This is a genomic window from Halomicrococcus pelagicus (assembly GCF_051917725.1).
Taxonomy (GTDB): Archaea; Halobacteriota; Halobacteria; order Halobacteriales; family Haladaptataceae; genus Halomicrococcus.
Map to the genome: position 1 here is coordinate 842,310 of NZ_JBQBLX010000001.1, position 17,045 is coordinate 859,354.

Here is a 17,045-nt window from a genome sequence, read left to right on the forward strand (position 1 = left end):
TCGGCGGTGAGAACGGGACGTCACGCAGACACGCCGGTCCCCGTTCGGGTCCGTCACCGGACCGACAGCGCCGACCGCGGTTCCCGCAGGCCGACCGCAAGCCGGACATCGCTACCGAGGAAGACGACCGCCCGTCGTCCGCGGCCGGTCGGCCCTGGGTCCTCCGTGGGTCCTGGTTCGGCAGGAAAGTTGAAACCGGGGAGGCCACTAGCAGGGGTAGGTGGGGAGACTATGGACATCAATGACGCGGTTACGACCGATTACGTGGACGTGAACCCGGGTACCAGACTCGGGAAGATTCGGGGACTCTTCGACGGCGACCAGAACCTCAAAGCCATCGTCGTCTGGGGCGAGAGCGACAAGTTCGCGGGCATCGTCACCCGCAAGGACCTCGTGAGTTCGCACCACGACCCCCAGGAGAAGGTCCAGTCGGTGGTGCGACATCCGCCGACGGTGACCCGCGACGAGGACGTGCGCGAGACCGCGCGGCTGATGGTCGAGGGGCAGGTCAAGATGCTCCCGGTGCTGGACGACGACGAGGTGTTGCGCGGCGTCGTCAACGCGAAGGACCTCCTGGCGATGGTGCAGGACAACCTGGGGGCGCTCGACGTGTCGGACGTGTACACCGAGAACGTGATGTCGGTCGCCCCCGACACCGTCCTCGGGGAGGTCATTCACACGATTCGAACCCACAGGTTCACCCGCCTCCCGGTCGTCGACGACACCGACGCGGTGGGGATGATAAGCCTCTACGACCTCGTCGACTTCACGACGCGGAAGATGAGCAAGGAGCAGGGCGGGAACAACAACGCCACCGACTCCTTCGAGGGCGAGGTCTCCAAGAGCCAACAGCGCACCCACGGCGGGTGGGGCGAGCGGTCGGGCTTCCAGGCCCGGATGACCGACCTGCCCGTCCGCGACGTGATGAGCACGCCCTGCGAGACGATTCCGCTCGACGTCGGACTCGACGAGGCCTTCGAGAAGATGCAGGACCACGACTACTCGTCGCTGGTCGTCGTTCCCGAGGAGTTCGGCACGCCCGTGGGCATCGTGACGATCACCGACCTGCTCGAGGCGCTGACGTGGACCGGCGAGGAGGAGCGGGCCGACGTGCAGGTGTACGGCGTGGACCTGCTGGACGTCCTCTCGCGCGAGGAGATCGCCGACCGCATCGACGGAATCGACGGCAAGTACCGGGAGATGGACCTCCTCGAGGCGAACGTGCGGTTCCACAAACACAAGGAGCAAATGCGGGGTTCCCCGCTCGTTCGGTGTACTATCAGGCTGTTCACCGACGAAGGGCTGTTCTCGGGCACCGGCGAGGAGTACGGCGCGGGGCCCGCGTTCAAGGACGCCGCAGAGACGGTCGAGCGGAACGTGCTCGACCAGAAACAGCGCACGTCGCCGCGCCATCAGAAGGAACAGGAGCGCGAGCGCACCGTGAACCTGGTCGAGTGGTGGGCGGCCACGGAAACGTCGTAGACGCCGAAATCCAGCCGGCGAACGCGAAAGCGGGTCGCCGGAGGGCTAGTCCCAGAACGCCTGCGTCCGGGCGTACTCGCGCTCCTGGGCGAGGATGTCGCGGTAGAAGTCGTCCTCGTCCTCCCGCAACTTGGCGATGATGCGGGCGGCGTTGTGCGGGCCGACGCCGCGGGCCGCGAGCGCGACGACGGCCCGCTTGCCGTGGCTCTGGACGAGGCTGGCGGCCCGGTAGGCGCGCTCGGTCATCTTCTCCTGTTCGTCGTCCTTCTCGTCGGCGCGGACCGCCGTCACCACCTCGTCGGCCCACGGGTTCAGCGCGGCCACGCGCGTCGACCCGCAGCTCGGGCACGTCGGCTGGTCGGAGACGCGCTTGACCGTCGTCGTGCGCTCGTAGTCCTGACAGTGCAGGCAGAAGAGGATGACCTCGTCCTCGCGGATGCGCTCGCGGACCGTCTCGATGACGCTCGCGTCGGCGTTCTCCGGCGCGAGCAGTTCGCGCCCGGACGAGCGCCCGCCGGTCCCGACCGGGGTGTGACCGCCGGTCGAGACCACCTCGACGTCGCCCGACCGTATCCGCCGGAGCACGTCGCTGGCCGCCTCGACGGCGAGGTCGTCGTGGAACACCTCCCGCACCGCCTCGTCGTACATCGGCGTCTCCTCCAGGGCTCCGAGCAGGCGGTCCATCGACATCCGCCGGTCGCCCTGCCGGCGGTCGAGCGCGCCGAACTTCGCGGCGACCTGCGCGAGCGTGAACTTCAGCGTGTCCGAGCGCTTGAGCGAGAGTTCGATGAGCGGTCCGACGTGGTCCGGGTCGGTCGTCTCCAGTTCCTCGACCACCGCCCTGGCGTCGAGTTTGGGCGGCACGTCGAGTTCGATGCGGTAGGGGTCGACCTCCATCCCGACCGACGACCCCGTGCGCTGGCCGACCAGCGAGGAGAGCATCCGACCGAGCGTCTCGTTGACCTTGTGGCCGAAGCAGGCGTTGACGACGACCGACCGGGGCGCGTGCTCGACGACGATGCGGTCGCTCGTCGGGACGGGCGCGTCGGCCTCGGCCTGGCGGTCCAGCTGTTCGAGCGCCTCGCCGGCGGTGTGTTCGTCGGCCGGGTAGCGGTTGGCGAACTCGCGGGCCACTGCCTCGCGGGGCGCGCCGCGTTCGAACTGTGGTCCCGCCACGGCGCGCATCTCGCCGACCTCCTGGGCCACGTCGCGGGGGACCGGAATCTCCTCGCCGACCCACGACGGAATCTCGCCGCCGGGGTCCTCGATGGGCGAGACGTCGACGCGCTCCTCGTCGCCGTCTATCTCGACGATGCGCCACATCTCGCCGCGCTGGATGAACACCTCGCCCGGCTCCGCGAAGTTGACGACGAACCGCTCGTCGAGCGTGCCGACCTGCGACCCCGAGGCGACGTCGTGGACCTCGTACGTCGACTCGTCGGGAATCATCGACAGGTTGGCGTAGAAGTACTGCCAGGTCCCGCCCGACTTCTCCAGGCGGTCCTCCTCCTCGTCCAGCCAGACGAGGCGGTTGCTCTGCAGTTCGCGCACCACCTGCTTGAACTGCGCCTCGTCGAGGTCGCGGAAGGGGTAGGCCCGCGTGAGCACGTCGTACGCCCGGCGCGCGTCGAGGTCGCCGAAGTCCATGACGAGTCCCACTATCTGGTTCGCCACCGTGTCGAGGCTGCCGTGGTGGATGTTGGCCGGCTCTACGTCCCCCTCGGCGGCGCGCCGGGCGATGGCCATCGCCTCCAGCGCGTCGTCCGGGTGAGCGGTGAGTATCGTCCCCTCCGATAGCTCGTCCATGCGGTGGCCGGCGCGGCCGACGCGCTGGAGCAGGCGCGCGACCTCCCGCGGGCTCTGGTACTGGACGACGTGGTCGATGCGACCGACGTCGATGCCCAGTTCCATCGATGAGGTACAGAGCAGCCCGTCGAGGTCGCCGGCCTTGAACCGGTCCTCCACGTCGATGCGGGCCTCCTTCGAGAGGCTGCCGTGGTGGACGCCGACGTTCGCGTCCAGTTCCTTGAACCGCGACCCCAGCGCCTCCGCCGTCTGTCGCGTGTTGACGAATATCAGCGTCGAGTCGTTCGTCGCCACTATCTCCCGGATGGCCCGGACGTGGCTCGCTATCTCCGGGCTCGTCATCAGTTCGCCGGCGAGGTCCTCGTCCTCGGGTCGAATCTCCGGCTCCCGGACCGTGAAGTCGACCTTGCTCCCGACGTCCACCTCGACTATCTCGCAGCCGCGGTCGCCGGTGAGGAATCGTCCGACCTCGCCGGGGTCTCCCACGGTCGCCGAGAGGCCGACGCGCTGGAACTCCCCGGCGAGTTCGACCAGGCGCTCCAGCCCGATGGAGAGTTGCGCCCCGCGTTTCGCGCTGGCGAGTTCGTGCACCTCGTCGACGACGACGTGGTGGACGTCCGAGAGCGCCGTCCGGAGTTTCGACCCCGTCAGCATCGCCTGCAGCGTCTCGGGCGTCGTCACCAGCACGTCCGGAGGGTCGTTGGCCTGCTTCTGGCGCTGGTAGTCGGTGGTGTCACCGTGGCGAACGTCGATGTCCAGGTCGAGGTGCTGGCCCCACCACTCCAGACGTTCGCGCATGTCGCGGTTCAGCGCCCGGAGCGGCGTGACGTACAGCGCGGAGATGCCGAATCGCGGACTGGCCTCGGCACCCCCGTCGGACGTCGAGCGATGCTCGACGATGGCGTCGAAGACGGGCAACATCGCCGTCTCGGTCTTGCCCGTCCCCGTCGGTGCGATGACGAGCGCGTTCTCCCCCGCGGCCAGCGGCGGAATCGCTCGGCGCTGTGGCTCGGTGGGCGTCGAGAAGCCGCGCTCGGAGAGCGCCGACCGGACCTCCGGACCGAGTTCGGCGAAGGCCCCGAATCCCACGGCCTGCTCGTCAGTCATCGAGATTTCTTAGTGGTTCGAGGAAATTAAGCGCGTTGCCCTGCCAGACAGTGGCAGACGCGGGACTCCGTGAACCGTTCGAGACGGGCCAGTCGCTCGCGGTCACCCTCGACGGTCGGCCGGCGAAGCCATTTTGTCATCGATTGGGGAAGAACGAACGATGAAGCTCGGCACGACGCTCGGTCCGAACCGCCACCTCGTCGAGGAGGAGACGGCCGCCTTCGACTTCGTGGAACCGGCACTGAACCCCCGGGACTGCCCGGTCGAGGAGTTCGACGCCGTCGACTTCCGGTCGAAACTGGACGACGCCGACCTCGACTGCACGGTCCACCTGCCGCACTTCCCGGACCTGGCGACCACCGTACCCGAAATCGACGCCGCAATGCGCGAGTACCAGGAGCGGGCGCTGGCGACGGCGGAGACGCTCGACGCCGAGGTCGGGGTGGTGCACGCGTCCGCCAGGGTCCACGACGACCGACATCGCGAGGCGTTCGTCGAGCAGGCGTCCTGGCTGGCCGACGCCTGCCGCGACCGCGGCCTCGAACTCGTCGTCGAGAACCTCGGGCACCTGAGCGAGGGGTTCCCCCTCGCGGAGGTGGCCGAACTCGCTCGCGAGGCGGGCGCGAGCGTCTGTTTCGACGTGGGGCACGCCTATCTGGAGGGCGGGCAGGCGGCCGTCGAGTCCTTCCTGACCGACCACGGCGACCTCGTGCGCCACCTGCACGTCCACGACGCCCGCGAACGGGGGGACGACCACGTTCCGGTCGGCACCGGCAGCGTCGACTTCGCGCCCGTGATGGCGTGGGCGGCCGGCCGCGACGTGACGGTCGCGGTCGAGTTGCTCGTGGACGACTACGAATTCCAGCGCGACAGCGTCCGGCGACTTCGTGACCTCGCGCTGACCTAAACACGTTCGGCACAACGCCTACTCCCGCGTCGGCCGAACGCTACTCCGTGTAGTTACTTACGAACCACAGCGGCTGGGACGAACCGGTGGCACCGCCCTGAAACGACCCTGCCGCGGTAGCGCGGCGTACCCAACGACCTAACAGATGTCTACGAGCGAGAACCTCTACGAGCAGATAGGCGGCCGAGAACGGATAGCAGCGATCGTCGACGAGTTCTACGACCGCGTCCTGGACGACGAGACGGTCGTGCACTTCTTCGACGACATGGACATGGCGGCCCAGCGAGCGCACATGACGCAGTTCCTCAGTTCGGTGGCCGACGGCCCCGTCGAGTACACCGGCGGCGAGATGCGCGACGTCCACGAACCGCTCGACCTCGAACGGGAGCACTTCGCCGCCGTCGCGACGCATCTCGAAGGCGCGCTCCGGGCGTTCGACGTCCCCGACGAGAAGGTCGAGGCGGTGATGGCGGAGGTGGCGGCGCTGGAGGACGACGTGCTCTGTCGCTGACGCCGCGGCTCCGACGTCGACCTCCCGAGATGGACGCTCGGAGCCGCGGTCGACTGCACGTACCACTTCCCGGCAGACGAACGGGTTTCCCCGAGGCCGCTCAGTTCGGCTGAACCGGGAACGTCACCTCGGAGTCAGCGTCGTCCCCGTGGTAGAGACGCGCGCCGGCGGCCTTCCGCGAGGAGTAGAACCCCGCATCGGTCGCGGCCACGGTGATACGCAAACTCTCGCCGACGTCGAGGGAACGCTGGAGCGCGGTCATCTCCACCTCGGCCGTCCGACGCCCGTCGCCGGTCGGGTGAACCGGCGTCACCTGGTCGTGAACGAGCGTCTCGCCCGTCTCGTCGACGTGATACACCTTCACGAACAGCCGTGGGTCGGTGCCGAGCGGTTCGAGGTCGAGCCGGAGCGAGGGAGCGCCGAGAAGCTCCCGCTGCTCCGTGATCGGGAACTCGAAGTGGACCGCCGTCACCCCGTCGAGGAGGTCTTCTTCCTCGCTGGTCAACTGACTGGTAGAACTCGGCGCGACGCTGTTGTAGACGACGGTGCTCTCGTCGAGTCGGGCGTCCGAGAACGCCACCGACCACTCCTTGCTGTTGTGCGGGTCGATATCGTCCGTCGTCGACCACGAATCGGTCTGCGTCTCGTAGTACTCGACCGGCGGGAGCTCCGACTCCTCGTTCCGACGGAGATGAGCGTCGATGAACTGGAGTGCCCGCGAGTCGAGTCGGGCGTTCATCTCCTCGTCCGCCGTCTCCTCGAAGGTGTGGGCGCCGCGGAACAGCACCAGCCTGGATTCGGCACCGTTGTCCCGGACGGCGCGGTAGTTCCACACCGCCTCGTTCGGAACGAACAGCGTGTCCGTCCACGAGGAGACGAACAGCGACGGAGTGTCGAGCGTCTCCGTCTTCGAGACGGGCGAGCGGGAGGCGTAGAACGCCTCGCTGTCACCGTCGAAGTCGTTCTGCGCCGTCGCCGTGACGAACGCCTCGGGCACCTCTTCGGTGACGCCGTACTCGAGGTCGTAGATGCTGGGTTTCCCGTCACCGGAGGTCAGCCCCCGGGAACCGGTCGCGCCGGTCGCGAGCAGTAACGAATCCCAGCCCGCTTTGACGACGCCCCGTGGAGCGAGCGAGAAACGCAGGTCGTGCCAGGCCCACCGCGGCACCGCCGCGTCGAGGGGGCTGCCCTCGGCGAACGAGATAGTTTCGAAGCTCGCGTCGGCGGGGAGCAGTCGCTCGGCCGTCTCCGGGGTAGATACGGCCATCGTGTTGAGCTGAATGCCGCCCGCGTACGAGAGGCCGTCCATCGCACACACTGGTCCGTTCGCGTCGGTCGCGACGTTCACGGAGACGTCGCCGACCTCGCCGAGCGCGAGTTGATCGAGCAGGGCGAGCGCGTCGGCGACCTCGTTCGGTCCGTCGACGCCGACCTCGCCGCCGGACTCGCCGAATCCGCGCGAATCGTACGCACAGAACACGTAGCCGTTGCTGGCGTAGACGTCCGCGCGGCGCTGGATGGCAGCGGTCGTGTGGTCGTTGCCGTACCCGTGCGTTCCCAGGACGACCGGATGCGGGCCGTCTTCGTCGGGGACGTACATCGAGCCGACGAGTTCGGTCCCGTCCCACGATGCCGTCGTGAAGTCGGTGCGCGAGTACGGCGCGTCGGCCGCGACGGGTTCGGTCGACGTGACGCTGACCCCTGTGGTCACCAGTCCGGCTCCTACCAACCCGGATAACACGCTCCGACGCGTATAATTTTGTGTCACACGGTAACGTAGCAATTGCCGGGAAAAAGCGTTGGGGCCGCCATCGACTCGGCTGGAAGCCCGGCCGCAGACGGCCGCGACCGGATACGGCGGGAACGCGATTACCAGCGGGAGTAGCCTCGATGCGCCGGTCCAGCAGACGCCGAATCGTTCGTGGGGACGGGACGCCGGTTCCTCGACGTTCGGCGAAGGGAGCCGGCTCCTCGTGGAACGGGTCCAGTCCGTTGCGACGGCGTTCGGCGGCTCCGCGGCTTCACGCCGGCCGACGAACTTCGAGGAGCGGTTCGGGGACAATCGATTTCCCGTCGGCGGTTCCAGTGACGGGCATGGCATCCGAAGTCCACTACCGTGAGACCCAGCGGTACCGCCAGCCCTGGCTGTGGGCGCTGCTCGTCGTGCGCCCGGTACTCGCGCTCGTCGGCCTCGCGCGCGGGACGAAATCGAAACGGGACGTCGTCCGCGAACTCGCGGCGTTCGGCGGCGTCGCGCTCCTGCTCGGCACCGCCCGACTGACGACCGAGGTGCGCGACGACGCCCTCTATCTCAAGTTCGAACCGTTCCACCGCTCGTTCCGTCGCATCCCCTTCGACGAGGTGACGGGCTTCGAAGCGACCGGGTACAGCCCGGTCCGCTTCGGCGGCTGGGGAGTCAGGTGGACGCCGGGCACGACCGCCTACACCGTGAGCGGGCGGAGCGGGGTCGAGATCGACCGCACGAACGACCGGTCGACGTACGTCGGGTCGAAGCGCCCGGAGGAACTCCTCGCGGCCGTCCAGGAAGCGACCGAGCGCACCCTGTGACCTATATCTCCGCGTACGCCCCGAGCCGCGTGCCGTCCAGCAGGTACGCCTCCCCGTCGCGAAGCCCCTCCGGGAGGAACGGTGCGAGAAACTCCTGCCCTTCGACGTTGACCCACGTTCCGCCGGAGAGGTCGTTGAACCCCGGGAAGACCGTCAGCTCCGCGTTCGTCGTCAGCGACTCGCCGTAGTGGGTCTCGAACGGCGCGGGGTCGAGTTCTCCCCGGAGCCAGACGCGCTCTACGCGACTCCCGCCGACCGAATCCTCGAGGCGGACGCAGGGGTGTTCGTGGCCGACGCAGACCACGTCCGATTCGAGCACCTCGCGCGCCGGCCAGGTGTGACCGTGCGCGAACCCCACGTCGCCGAGGCGGACGCCGTCGCCCGGCGTCACCTCGCAGTCCACCCACGATTCGATGTCGCCGTCGTGGTTGCCCTTCACGAGCGTCACGGCAGCGCGCTCTTCGACCGTCTCCAGCAGCACCTCTATCTCGCCGCGCTCCGCACCGCCGGGACCGGCGATGGACTCCATCAGGTCGCCGAGGAAGACGACGCGGTCCGGGTCGGTGCGGTCGAGCAGCGTGCGGAGGTGGTCGCGGCGCTGCTCGGCCGCGCTGTCGAGGCTGACGCCCTGCTCCTTGCGGAGCGCGGCCTCGATGCCGGCGTGGTAGTCCGCGACGACGAGCGCGCGCTCGTGGCCGAGGTCGGCGGTCGCGGCCGGTTCGCCGGGGACCGGTTCGACCAGCGCCATCAGATGGGTTTGAGCGTGTCCTCGCCGGACTCGTAGCAGCGCCCGGCCATCAGCGCGTCCTGGAGCGCGTCCTCGACGTCCGCTGGCGTCACGTCGTAGCGGTTCACGACGGCGGCGAGCAACTGCTCCCGCTCGACCCCGTCGTCCCCGTTCAGGTCCTGCATCACGCGCATCACCGTGTTCTCCAGGTCCTCCGGCTCGCCGGCGGACTCTTCCTCGGCGTCTTCGTCGCCGGTCGCCGTGTCGACCGCCTCCGGATTGTCGGTCGCTTCCTCCGATTCACTGTCCTCGGCCGGTTCGGACCGCTCGGCCTCGGCGTCGGTCGCGGTCTCGCCGGGCTCGAAGTCGCCGAGTCCCTCGTCGGCGTCGAACTCGTCGGCGTCGTCCGCCGACTGTTCGGCCTCGTCCTCCGGCGCGGGCGTCTCTATGCCAGCCTCGCCCGGTTCTCCGACCTCGGTGGCCGTCGAGAACTCGGTGCCGTACTCCTCCTCGATGCGTTCGCGCTCTCCCTCGTCGAACTCGTACATCTCGTCGGCGGCCCCGTCGGTGCCGGGTTCGGTCTCCGCGTCGACCTCGGGCTCGAACTCCTCGTCGCTCACCGTCTCCTGCTCCGGCTCGACGGAGGGCTCGTCCTCTGTCTCGGCCTCCAGTTCGGCCGCGTCGGACGCGTCCTCGACCTCGGGTTCGGACTCGTCTTCCCCGGTGGGTTCGGCTGCCTCGTCCGCACCGGCGGATTCGGCGACCTCGTCGAGTTCCTCCGGTGCAGTCTCGATTTCGTCTCCCTCCTCCGGTTCGGGCTCGAACTCGTCCGCCTCCTCGGCGTCGACGTCGGCCTCGGTCTCTTCGAGTTCCGGGGAGTCGGGCTCCTCGGCCGGTTCCGGCTCGCCACCGGTTTCGACGCCGCTCACCGCGGCCACGTCGGGCGCTTTCTCGGTGAGGGCCACGGTCACGTCGCCGCTCTCGTCGGGGGCCGTCGAGAGCGGCCCGACCTCGTCGGCGTCGATTTCGCCCGCGACGACCCGGGCCGCGTCGAGCGCGAGGTCGTGAACCGCGGCGAGGTAGGCGGGCGTCGTGCCGTAGTGGTCGAGCGCGAGCGGAATGCCGTCGGCCAGGCCGGCGTCGACGCCGCTGGCCGCGAGCGACCGCTGGAGGTCGTCGCCGCGCTCGCCCGACTCGAGCGCGCCGGCGAACGTTCGCACCCGCTGGAGCGTCTGCTCGGCGGTCTGGACCGTCCACCGGTCGCGCGTCTCCGCGTCGACCTCGTTGATGCTCTCCGGGCGGACGGAGGTGTACACGACGTCGGAGTCCTCGGGCCGGAAGGTGCGGGCCTTCCCGGTGACGGCGACGAACGCCGGCGGGTCGGCGCGTTCGAGGAACGCCATCGCGTCCGGCTGGTACTGGCCGGCGTAGACGACGAACCCGCCGGTCGGGTCGACGACCCGTCCCCGGAGGACGTCGTCGCTCACCTGCTCGACCTCCGTGAGGACGCCGACGACGAACAGGCGGTTGATCCGTGCGCCCGTCGGCGTGACGACGTAGTTGGGCGCTCGCTCCTCGTCGCTGTCGGAGTGTTCGAGCGTCGCGTCGTCGTACTCCGCCGCGAAGACGCGCCACGCGACCTCGCGTCGGCCCGCGCCACCCTGTCCGCTCATGCTTCCACCTCCGCGAGCAGCGCCGCGGCACGCTCTTCGGGGTCGTCGTCGGTCGCCTCGAACTCCGAGGTTTCGATGTTCGCACCGTAGTCGTCCACCGAGAGATTGCCGCGGACGCGGAACTCGTGGCCGACGAGTCGCTCGCGAATCGTGTCGGCGACGACCTCCTGGTCCATCGCATCGCGGGCCTGTTCGCGCGCCTTCTCCAGCCCGCCGCCGTACACCTCGGCGGTGAGTTCGTCGTCGAGGATGGCGGTGACGGTGCCCGTCCCGTCGTCGACGATGGCCTTCACCCGGAGGTCGTCCTGGCCGTCGACCTCGCCGTGGCTCCGGCACTGGCCCTTCTGGATGACGCGGCCGCACTGCGGACAGCGCTGGATGAGGCCGGAGCCGTCCCGGACCGCGACGACGTTGCCGACGACCTCCACGTCGAACACGCCGCCGGTTTGGACGGCGTCGCGGACGCTCTTGCGGGTCGCGGTGTCGCTGACGTCCACGTCGCGGTCGAGCGGAGCGACCGTCGTGAACTCCGAGAAGTTGACGGAGGGGACGCCGCGGAACTCCCGGACGTAGACGTTCTCCGCGCGCAGCGTCGCGCCCTCGACGAGTTCGTCGCGGGCCTCCCAGTCGGTGAAGGGGAGCCGTGCGGACTCGTCGGCGACGACGCCGCTCTTTATCTCGGTCTCGCCGTCCCGGCCGTCGATGGTCTTCTGTTCGACCTCGACGGCGACGACTTCGAGCGAGACGCCGCGGTCGCCGGGGCGGAGGTCCGAGAGGCTGGCGTCGCCGCCGACCTCGTAGGGAACGTCGATGTCGGCGTCGGCGCTGGCGACGTTCGTGCTCTCGCCGAGATTGAGTTCCGGTTCACCTTCCCACTCGCGGACGCCGGCGTTGCCCGCGGTGATGACCTGGCCGGGTTCGAGGCCGAAGTCGTTCCAGGCGGTGTAGGATATCTTGCCGGACCCGTCGGCGAGTTCCCCCTCGAAGATGACCTGGTCGTCGCCCTGGTAGCGAATCGAGCGCTTGCCGACCGTCAGCACCTTGGCGGTGACGGTGACGTTGCCCGACTCGGTGGTCACCTCCGCGACGTCGACGGTCGACGGCTCGCTGGACTCGCCGCCACCGCCGCCGTACTTCCGCCGGAGGCTCTGTTTGGCCTCGTCCATCGGGACGCTGTACTCTACGAGATTCTTCAGGTCGGATTTGACCTCCTCTTTGTCGACACCGAGGTCGGAGGCGAGTGCCTCGGCATGGTCGTCTAAACTCATCACTCGAACTTGGGAGGGGATAGTTTAAAAGTATTCGTCGTGTCCGGAAGGTGCGCGGGGGAGACGCGCCGTCGGTCGTTCCGTCGCCGCGACCCCCGGACGAGCGCCGCGGGCGTCACGCCGCGACCACTTCTCCGTCGCGGCGGGCGCGCGGTCGCTCAGCAGTTACACCAGTAGTCGGTCTTGCAGTCGCCGTTACAGCAGGTCGTGCACTTCTGCGACCGCGTCCCGTCGCACAGGATGTTGGTGCACGTACAGGTGGTCTCGCAGTCGGGACTGACCTCCGCGCCGCTCGTATCCTGGTCGTAGAGGTACCGGGTGTCCTCGTCGCTGGGCGAGAAGAACGCGTACGCGCGACCGTCGTCCGGTTCGACGGTGATCGTCAGGACGCCGTCGTCGACGTGCGTGACGAGGTCGATCTCGGCGTGGTCCTCTCCTTCGAGGTACGCGGCACCCTCGTTCTTCTTTGCGACCTCGCCGAAGCCGACGTCGTGGGTCGGCAGTTCGGCGACGTCACCGCGGTCGAGCAGGCCGTCGGCAGCGAGGTCGGCCAGCAGGGGACCGGCGTTCTTCCGGAACGCCGCTTTCACGTCCCGCTCCTCGATTCGCCTGGCTTCCAGGTCCGGAGAGGCGGTCGCGCTTCCCGCGAGTCCCGCGGTCGCGCCGACGGCGACGGTCGCAGTCGCGGCGGCTTTCTTCAGCATGCTGCGTCGCGTCAGGTCGGATTCTTGTTCTGTCACGTGGGTCACCCCGAGAGTACGTACCGGAGAAAGAGTATTAAATCTAGTCTAGAAATACATTGAATAAATACCTATCTGCGAAACGTCACTGGCCACTCCAGGTCGACGGTGAGCGAGGAGTCACGGAGTTCGAGTCCCGCCCAGGCGAGGACGGCGAGGGCGGCGACCGCGACGGCGAGCAGTTCGCCGAGGCCGGCCCACATCGGCAGCACGAACGTGACGCCGTTCACCGTCTTGCGCGGCAACAGGGCGTGCGCCACCTCCTCGTAGACGCCGCGGGGGTCCCCCGGCGTGTTTCGGGAGGTGAGATTCGCCCGCACGGCGCTCGGACCGCCCGCGCTCTCGTCGCCCGTGCCGAGGCGTTCGGCCTCGTAGACCGAGTAGAAGGGGATAGACCAGGTGACGCCGCCCGACTCGTTCACCTCCAGCACGCGGTTGCTGTTCGAGTCGGAGACGAGCGTGTTGCCGTTCGGCAGGCGGTCGGCGTCCCGGGGCCAGATCATCTCGGAGTCGTTCCAGACCCAGGTCTGCTCCCACGACCCGTTGCGGCGCTGGTACTCGACCACCCGGTCGTTCAGCGAGTCCGCGACGACCACCGCGGGACCGCCCCGAGACTCGGGGATGTAGTCCGGGTTGTGCTGCTCGTAGAGGACGTCGTAGTCGTCCTCGCTCCCGAGCGTCCACTCCTCGATCAGACCGCTCTCGTTCAGGAAGACGACCTGGTCCTGGTTGCGGAGGCTCGCCATGTAGCGGCCGTCGGGGAGGCGTTCGACGTCGTTCAGGTGCGCCCAGTCGGTGGGGTAGGGTCCGCCCTCCGTGATGGGGTAGTCGTCGGCGACGCTCCAGCGCCAGGTCGTCACGTCTGTGGTCGTGTTGACGACGAAGACGGCGTCGCGGTGGATGTCCCCGACGAGCAGGCGGTGCTCGTCGAGGCGGTCCACGTCGTGCCAGTTCGCGCCGCGGTCCTGCGGGATGATTCGCGAGTGGACGCGCGTGACGTCCCCCGTCGAGAGGTTGACGCGCTCGACGAGCGAGACCGTGCACTTCGCGTCGCAGGCGTCGCCGCGTTCGCCGGTCAGCGGTTTCTCGGCGACGTACTCGACCGTCGCGGACGTGTTCGGGACGGGGTCGACGTCCTCGTAACCGGCGTAGGTGTCGTTGTAGTACAGCACCCGGCCGTCGGGAGCGAAGGCGACGACGGCGGCCGCGTCGCCGTTCATCCCGTGGCCGGTGACGACCGTGGCGTTCTCGCGCGGCGGGACGACCGGTTCGCGCTGGTCGAAGGGAACGCTGGCTTGCTGGCGGTACTGGTCCATCTTCGGTTTCGTCTCTGCGGTGGCGTAGGCGTAGCCGACCACTCCCGCACAGCACAGCAGGAGGACGACGAAGAAAGGACGGTAGACGCTCCGGGAAACCATCGTTTTCGGTGATAGGGGGCCAGCCTATAAAACCAACCATCCGACGGCGGCGGTTTCCGGACCGGGAACGTCTCTCGACGGGACACCCGCGGCCAGTCGTCGCGTCGCGCCCGCCGCCTCGGACGGGAGATTTTTGCTCCGGGGCGACGAGTTACGGACGTGCAAGAGTACGAGCGCAAGCAACTGCTCGAACGCGTCGAGCGCGAGGGGGCGACCGTCGGGGCGACGATTCCGGAGACGATAACGGTGCAGGGCGAGCCCATCGAATTGCGCGAGTTCGTCTTCGAGATAAAGCGCCGCGATACGGTGCCGCCGGGCGAGCGAGACCGCGTCGAGCAGGCGAAATCGAACCTGCGCCGCGAGCGTCTCCAGCGCAAACAGCGCCTCGAAGAGGAGGACATCAGCCGCGAGACGGGCGAGGACATCGTCGAAGCTATCGTCGGCATCGACCGCGCGCTGAACGCCCTCGAGAACCTCGGCACGACCGACCTCGAAGCCGAGACGAGGGCGAACGAGGCCGCGGACAAGAAGCGCTGGATGTCGTTCCTCAAGAAGGCCCTCGGCCGCGACGATTCCGGCTCCCACGGGAGGTCGAAGCTGTGAGCCGTAACGCCGAGGTGGCTGCGCTGCTGGAGGAGTACGCCGCGCTGCTGGACGCCCAGGACGTGGAGTACAAACCTCGCGTGTACGAGCGCGCGGCGGACAACGTCCGCGACTACCCCGAGGACGTGGAGGAGCTGGCGGCCGAGGGGCCGGACGCCGTCGCCGACATCGAACAGGTCGGCGACGCCATCGCGGAGAAGATAGTCGAGTACTTCGAGACGGGCCACATCGAGGAACTGGACGAGCAGCGCGAGAAACTGCCGGTCGAGATGGGCGCGCTGACGCGCGTGGAGGGCGTCGGCCCGAAGACGGTCGGGGACCTCTACGAGGAACTGGGCGTCCAGACGCTCGACGACCTGGAGGCGGCCGCCAACGAGGGCCGAATCAGGGAGCTGAAAGGGTACGGCGAGAAGACCGAACAGAACATCCGGGAGGGCGTCGAGTTCGCCCGGCAGGTCCAGGGCCGGGAACTGCTGGGCAACGCCCGTCCCGTCGGCGAGCAGGTGCGCTCGTACTTCGCGGACGTGCCGGCGGTCGGACGCTGCGAACTCGCCGGGTCGCTGCGGCGCTGGCGCGACACCATCGGCGACGTGGACCTGCTGGCCGCGAGCGAGGACAAGCAGGCGGTCGTCGACGCGTTCACCGACTGGGAGCGCGCCGCGGAGGTCATCGAGGCCGGCACGGACAAGGCGGCCATCCGCGTCGAGGGGATGCGCGTCGACCTCCGCGTGGTCGTCCCCGACGAGTTCGGGAGCGCGCTCCAGTACTTCACCGGGAGCAAGAACCACAACATCACGCTCCGGAACTACGCCATCGAACGCGGCATGAAGATAAACGAGTACGGCGTCTTCGACGTTAGTAACGTCGATGACCCCGACGCGGGCCAGCGCGTGGGCGAGCGCGTCGCCGGGGAGACGGAAGAGAGCATGTACGCGGCGCTGGACCTGCCGCTGATTCCGCCGGAGATGCGCGAGGACCGCGGCGAGATAGACGCCGCCGCCGCCGGCGACCTGCCCGACCTCCTCGAAGAGGGCGACGTGCGCGGCGACCTCCACGTCCACACCACCTGGTCGGACGGCAACGACACCATCGCGGAGATGGCGGCGGGGGCCGCGGAGTTCGGCCACGACTACGTCTGTATCTCCGACCACGCGACCGGTCCGGGGATGGTCGGCGGCGTCGGCCTCGACGACGAGGACCTCCGCGAGCAGATAGCCGAGGTCCGGGCGGTCGACGAGGACGCGGACGTCGACGTGTTCGCGGGCGTCGAGGCGAACGTCGACGCCGAGGGCGGCATCAGCGTCGCCGACGACGTGCTCGCCGACCTCGACTGCGTGGTCGCCTCGCCCCACAGCGGACTCGGCACGGAGGCCACCGACCGCCTCGTCGCCGCCGTCGAACACCCGAGCGTCGACGTGCTCGGTCACCCCAGCGGTCGCCTCATCAACCAGCGCCAGGGGCTGGAGTTCGACGTGCGCGAGGTGGCGCGGGCCGCCGCCGACCACGACGTCGCCCTGGAGGTGAACGCCAACCCGAACCGTCTCGACCTCTGGGGCGGGGCCGTCCACGTCGCCGTCGACGAGGGCGCGACGCTCGCCATCGACACCGACGCCCACAGCCCCGGCGAGTACGCGAACGTCCGCTACGGCGTCCACACCGCTCGCCGCGGGTGGGCCGAAGCGAGCGACGTGCTGAACGCCCGGGACGCCGACGGCGTCCGCGAGTTCCTCCACTGATGACCTCCCGGTCCTCGCCTCGCCTCCTCCTCGACGCGATGCTCGGCAAGCTGTCGACGTACCTCCGGATGTGCGGGTACGACGCCGCCTACGCGCTGGACCGGGGCGTCGAGGACGACGACGCCGTGCTGGCCCTCGCCCGCCAGGAGGGCCGAACGCTTCTCACGCGCGACGCCGGCCTCGCGGGCCGCGCCGGCGACGCGCTCCTGCTCGAATCGAAGGACGTGACCGACCAGCTCCGGGAGCTCCGGGCGGCCGGCTGCACGCTCTCGCTCGACGACCCCTCGCGCTGTTCGGCCTGCAACGGGGACCTGGAGCGCGTCGAGTCCGGCGAGACCCCGCAGCACGCCCCCGACGTCGACGAGCGGCGGGTCTGGCGCTGTCGGAACTGCGGCCAGCACTTCTGGAAAGGGAGCCACTGGGAGTCGGTCGAGGAGACGCTCTCGAAACTCTGAGAGCGGTTTCACCGGAATTTGTCCCTCGACCCCGTGAGCGGAAC

General features: G+C 68.9%; 14 protein-coding genes. 7 read left to right on the plus strand and 7 right to left on the minus strand.

From position 1 onward, the window contains the following. Positions 1-231: 231 nt before the first annotated feature. Positions 232-1,482 (plus strand): CBS domain-containing protein, encoded by a 1,251-nt coding sequence (locus tag ACTF4R_RS04515; RefSeq protein WP_440006573.1) that lies wholly within the window; start codon positions 232-234, stop codon positions 1,480-1,482. Positions 1,483-1,527: 45 nt separating this feature from the next. On the opposite strand, the gene ACTF4R_RS04520 is transcribed toward ACTF4R_RS04515, so the two are convergent. Then, positions 1,528-4,395, minus strand: coding sequence for a DEAD/DEAH box helicase (locus ACTF4R_RS04520; RefSeq protein ID WP_440006575.1), 2,868 nt, complete (start codon positions 4,393-4,395; stop codon positions 1,528-1,530). Between the two features lie 160 nt (positions 4,396-4,555). Between ACTF4R_RS04520 and ACTF4R_RS04525 the strand changes: the two genes are divergently transcribed. Beyond that, positions 4,556-5,302 carry a sugar phosphate isomerase/epimerase family protein gene (locus tag ACTF4R_RS04525; protein ID WP_440006577.1) on the plus strand — a complete coding sequence of 249 codons (747 nt, stop codon included), beginning with the start codon at positions 4,556-4,558 and terminating at the stop codon, positions 5,300-5,302. Positions 5,303-5,447: 145 nt separating this feature from the next. Beyond that, on the plus strand, positions 5,448-5,813 hold the full coding sequence (locus ACTF4R_RS04530; RefSeq protein WP_440006579.1) for a group I truncated hemoglobin: 366 nt from the start codon (positions 5,448-5,450) through the stop codon (positions 5,811-5,813). A gap of 100 nt (positions 5,814-5,913) precedes the next feature. Here the strand turns inward: ACTF4R_RS04530 and ACTF4R_RS04535 are convergent, their stop codons facing one another. Then, the gene (locus ACTF4R_RS04535; protein ID WP_440006581.1) at positions 5,914-7,524 is read right to left on the minus strand and encodes a CocE/NonD family hydrolase; all 1,611 of its coding nucleotides are present in this window, start codon (positions 7,522-7,524) and stop codon (positions 5,914-5,916) included. Positions 7,525-7,907: 383 nt separating this feature from the next. Between ACTF4R_RS04535 and ACTF4R_RS04540 the strand changes: the two genes are divergently transcribed. Continuing rightward, positions 7,908-8,381 (plus strand): DUF6141 family protein, encoded by a 474-nt coding sequence (locus tag ACTF4R_RS04540; protein ID WP_440006583.1) that lies wholly within the window; start codon positions 7,908-7,910, stop codon positions 8,379-8,381. Position 8,382: 1 nt separating this feature from the next. Here ACTF4R_RS04540 and ACTF4R_RS04545 read toward each other — a convergent pair whose 3' ends face one another. The 5 genes from ACTF4R_RS04545 to ACTF4R_RS04565 form a co-directional block, all read right to left on the minus strand. Further along, the gene (locus ACTF4R_RS04545) at positions 8,383-9,129 is read right to left on the minus strand and encodes a metallophosphoesterase (protein WP_440006585.1); all 747 of its coding nucleotides are present in this window, start codon (positions 9,127-9,129) and stop codon (positions 8,383-8,385) included. Next, positions 9,129-10,781 (minus strand): RPA family protein, encoded by a 1,653-nt coding sequence (locus tag ACTF4R_RS04550; protein WP_440006587.1) that lies wholly within the window; start codon positions 10,779-10,781, stop codon positions 9,129-9,131. The genes ACTF4R_RS04545 and ACTF4R_RS04550 overlap by 1 nt, the downstream gene beginning before the upstream one ends. Next, positions 10,778-12,049, minus strand: coding sequence for a Single-stranded DNA binding protein (locus ACTF4R_RS04555; RefSeq protein ID WP_440006589.1), 1,272 nt, complete (start codon positions 12,047-12,049; stop codon positions 10,778-10,780). Before ACTF4R_RS04555 ends, ACTF4R_RS04550 begins: the two co-directional genes overlap by 4 nt. 158 nt (positions 12,050-12,207) lie before the next feature. After that, positions 12,208-12,789 (minus strand): hypothetical protein, encoded by a 582-nt coding sequence (locus ACTF4R_RS04560; RefSeq protein WP_440006591.1) that lies wholly within the window; start codon positions 12,787-12,789, stop codon positions 12,208-12,210. Positions 12,790-12,860: 71 nt separating this feature from the next. Next, positions 12,861-14,207, minus strand: a complete 1,347-nt coding sequence (locus tag ACTF4R_RS04565) for an aryl-sulfate sulfotransferase (RefSeq protein WP_440006593.1) — start codon at positions 14,205-14,207, stop codon at positions 12,861-12,863. A 159-nt stretch (positions 14,208-14,366) separates the two neighbouring features. Between ACTF4R_RS04565 and ACTF4R_RS04570 the strand changes: the two genes are divergently transcribed. From ACTF4R_RS04570 to ACTF4R_RS04580, 3 genes are read left to right on the plus strand one after another with little or no spacing between them, the layout of a single operon-like run. After that, entirely contained in the window at positions 14,367-14,810 is a 444-nt protein-coding gene (locus ACTF4R_RS04570; RefSeq protein WP_113276013.1) for a DUF5788 family protein, read from the plus strand. Further along, on the plus strand, positions 14,807-16,546 hold the full coding sequence (locus ACTF4R_RS04575) for a helix-hairpin-helix domain-containing protein (protein ID WP_440006595.1): 1,740 nt from the start codon (positions 14,807-14,809) through the stop codon (positions 16,544-16,546). The genes ACTF4R_RS04570 and ACTF4R_RS04575 overlap by 4 nt, the downstream gene beginning before the upstream one ends. Further along, positions 16,546-17,001: a Mut7-C RNAse domain-containing protein gene (locus ACTF4R_RS04580; RefSeq protein WP_440006597.1), complete on the plus strand. Its 456-nt coding sequence runs from the start codon at positions 16,546-16,548 to the stop codon at positions 16,999-17,001. The genes ACTF4R_RS04575 and ACTF4R_RS04580 overlap by 1 nt, the downstream gene beginning before the upstream one ends. Positions 17,002-17,045 lie beyond the last annotated feature (44 nt).

Coding starts and splice junctions, on each gene's coding strand:
- ACTF4R_RS04515 (WP_440006573.1), top strand. CDS start 232: ATGGACATCAATGACGCGGTTACGACCGATTACGTGGACGTGAACCCG.
- ACTF4R_RS04520 (WP_440006575.1), bottom strand. CDS start 4,395: ATGACTGACGAGCAGGCCGTGGGATTCGGGGCCTTCGCCGAACTCGGT.
- ACTF4R_RS04525 (WP_440006577.1), top strand. CDS start 4,556: ATGAAGCTCGGCACGACGCTCGGTCCGAACCGCCACCTCGTCGAGGAG.
- ACTF4R_RS04530 (WP_440006579.1), top strand. CDS start 5,448: ATGTCTACGAGCGAGAACCTCTACGAGCAGATAGGCGGCCGAGAACGG.
- ACTF4R_RS04540 (WP_440006583.1), top strand. CDS start 7,908: ATGGCATCCGAAGTCCACTACCGTGAGACCCAGCGGTACCGCCAGCCC.
- ACTF4R_RS04545 (WP_440006585.1), bottom strand. CDS start 9,129: ATGGCGCTGGTCGAACCGGTCCCCGGCGAACCGGCCGCGACCGCCGAC.
- ACTF4R_RS04550 (WP_440006587.1), bottom strand. CDS start 10,781: ATGAGCGGACAGGGTGGCGCGGGCCGACGCGAGGTCGCGTGGCGCGTC.
- ACTF4R_RS04555 (WP_440006589.1), bottom strand. CDS start 12,049: ATGAGTTTAGACGACCATGCCGAGGCACTCGCCTCCGACCTCGGTGTC.
- ACTF4R_RS04565 (WP_440006593.1), bottom strand. CDS start 14,207: ATGGTTTCCCGGAGCGTCTACCGTCCTTTCTTCGTCGTCCTCCTGCTG.
- ACTF4R_RS04580 (WP_440006597.1), top strand. CDS start 16,546: ATGACCTCCCGGTCCTCGCCTCGCCTCCTCCTCGACGCGATGCTCGGC.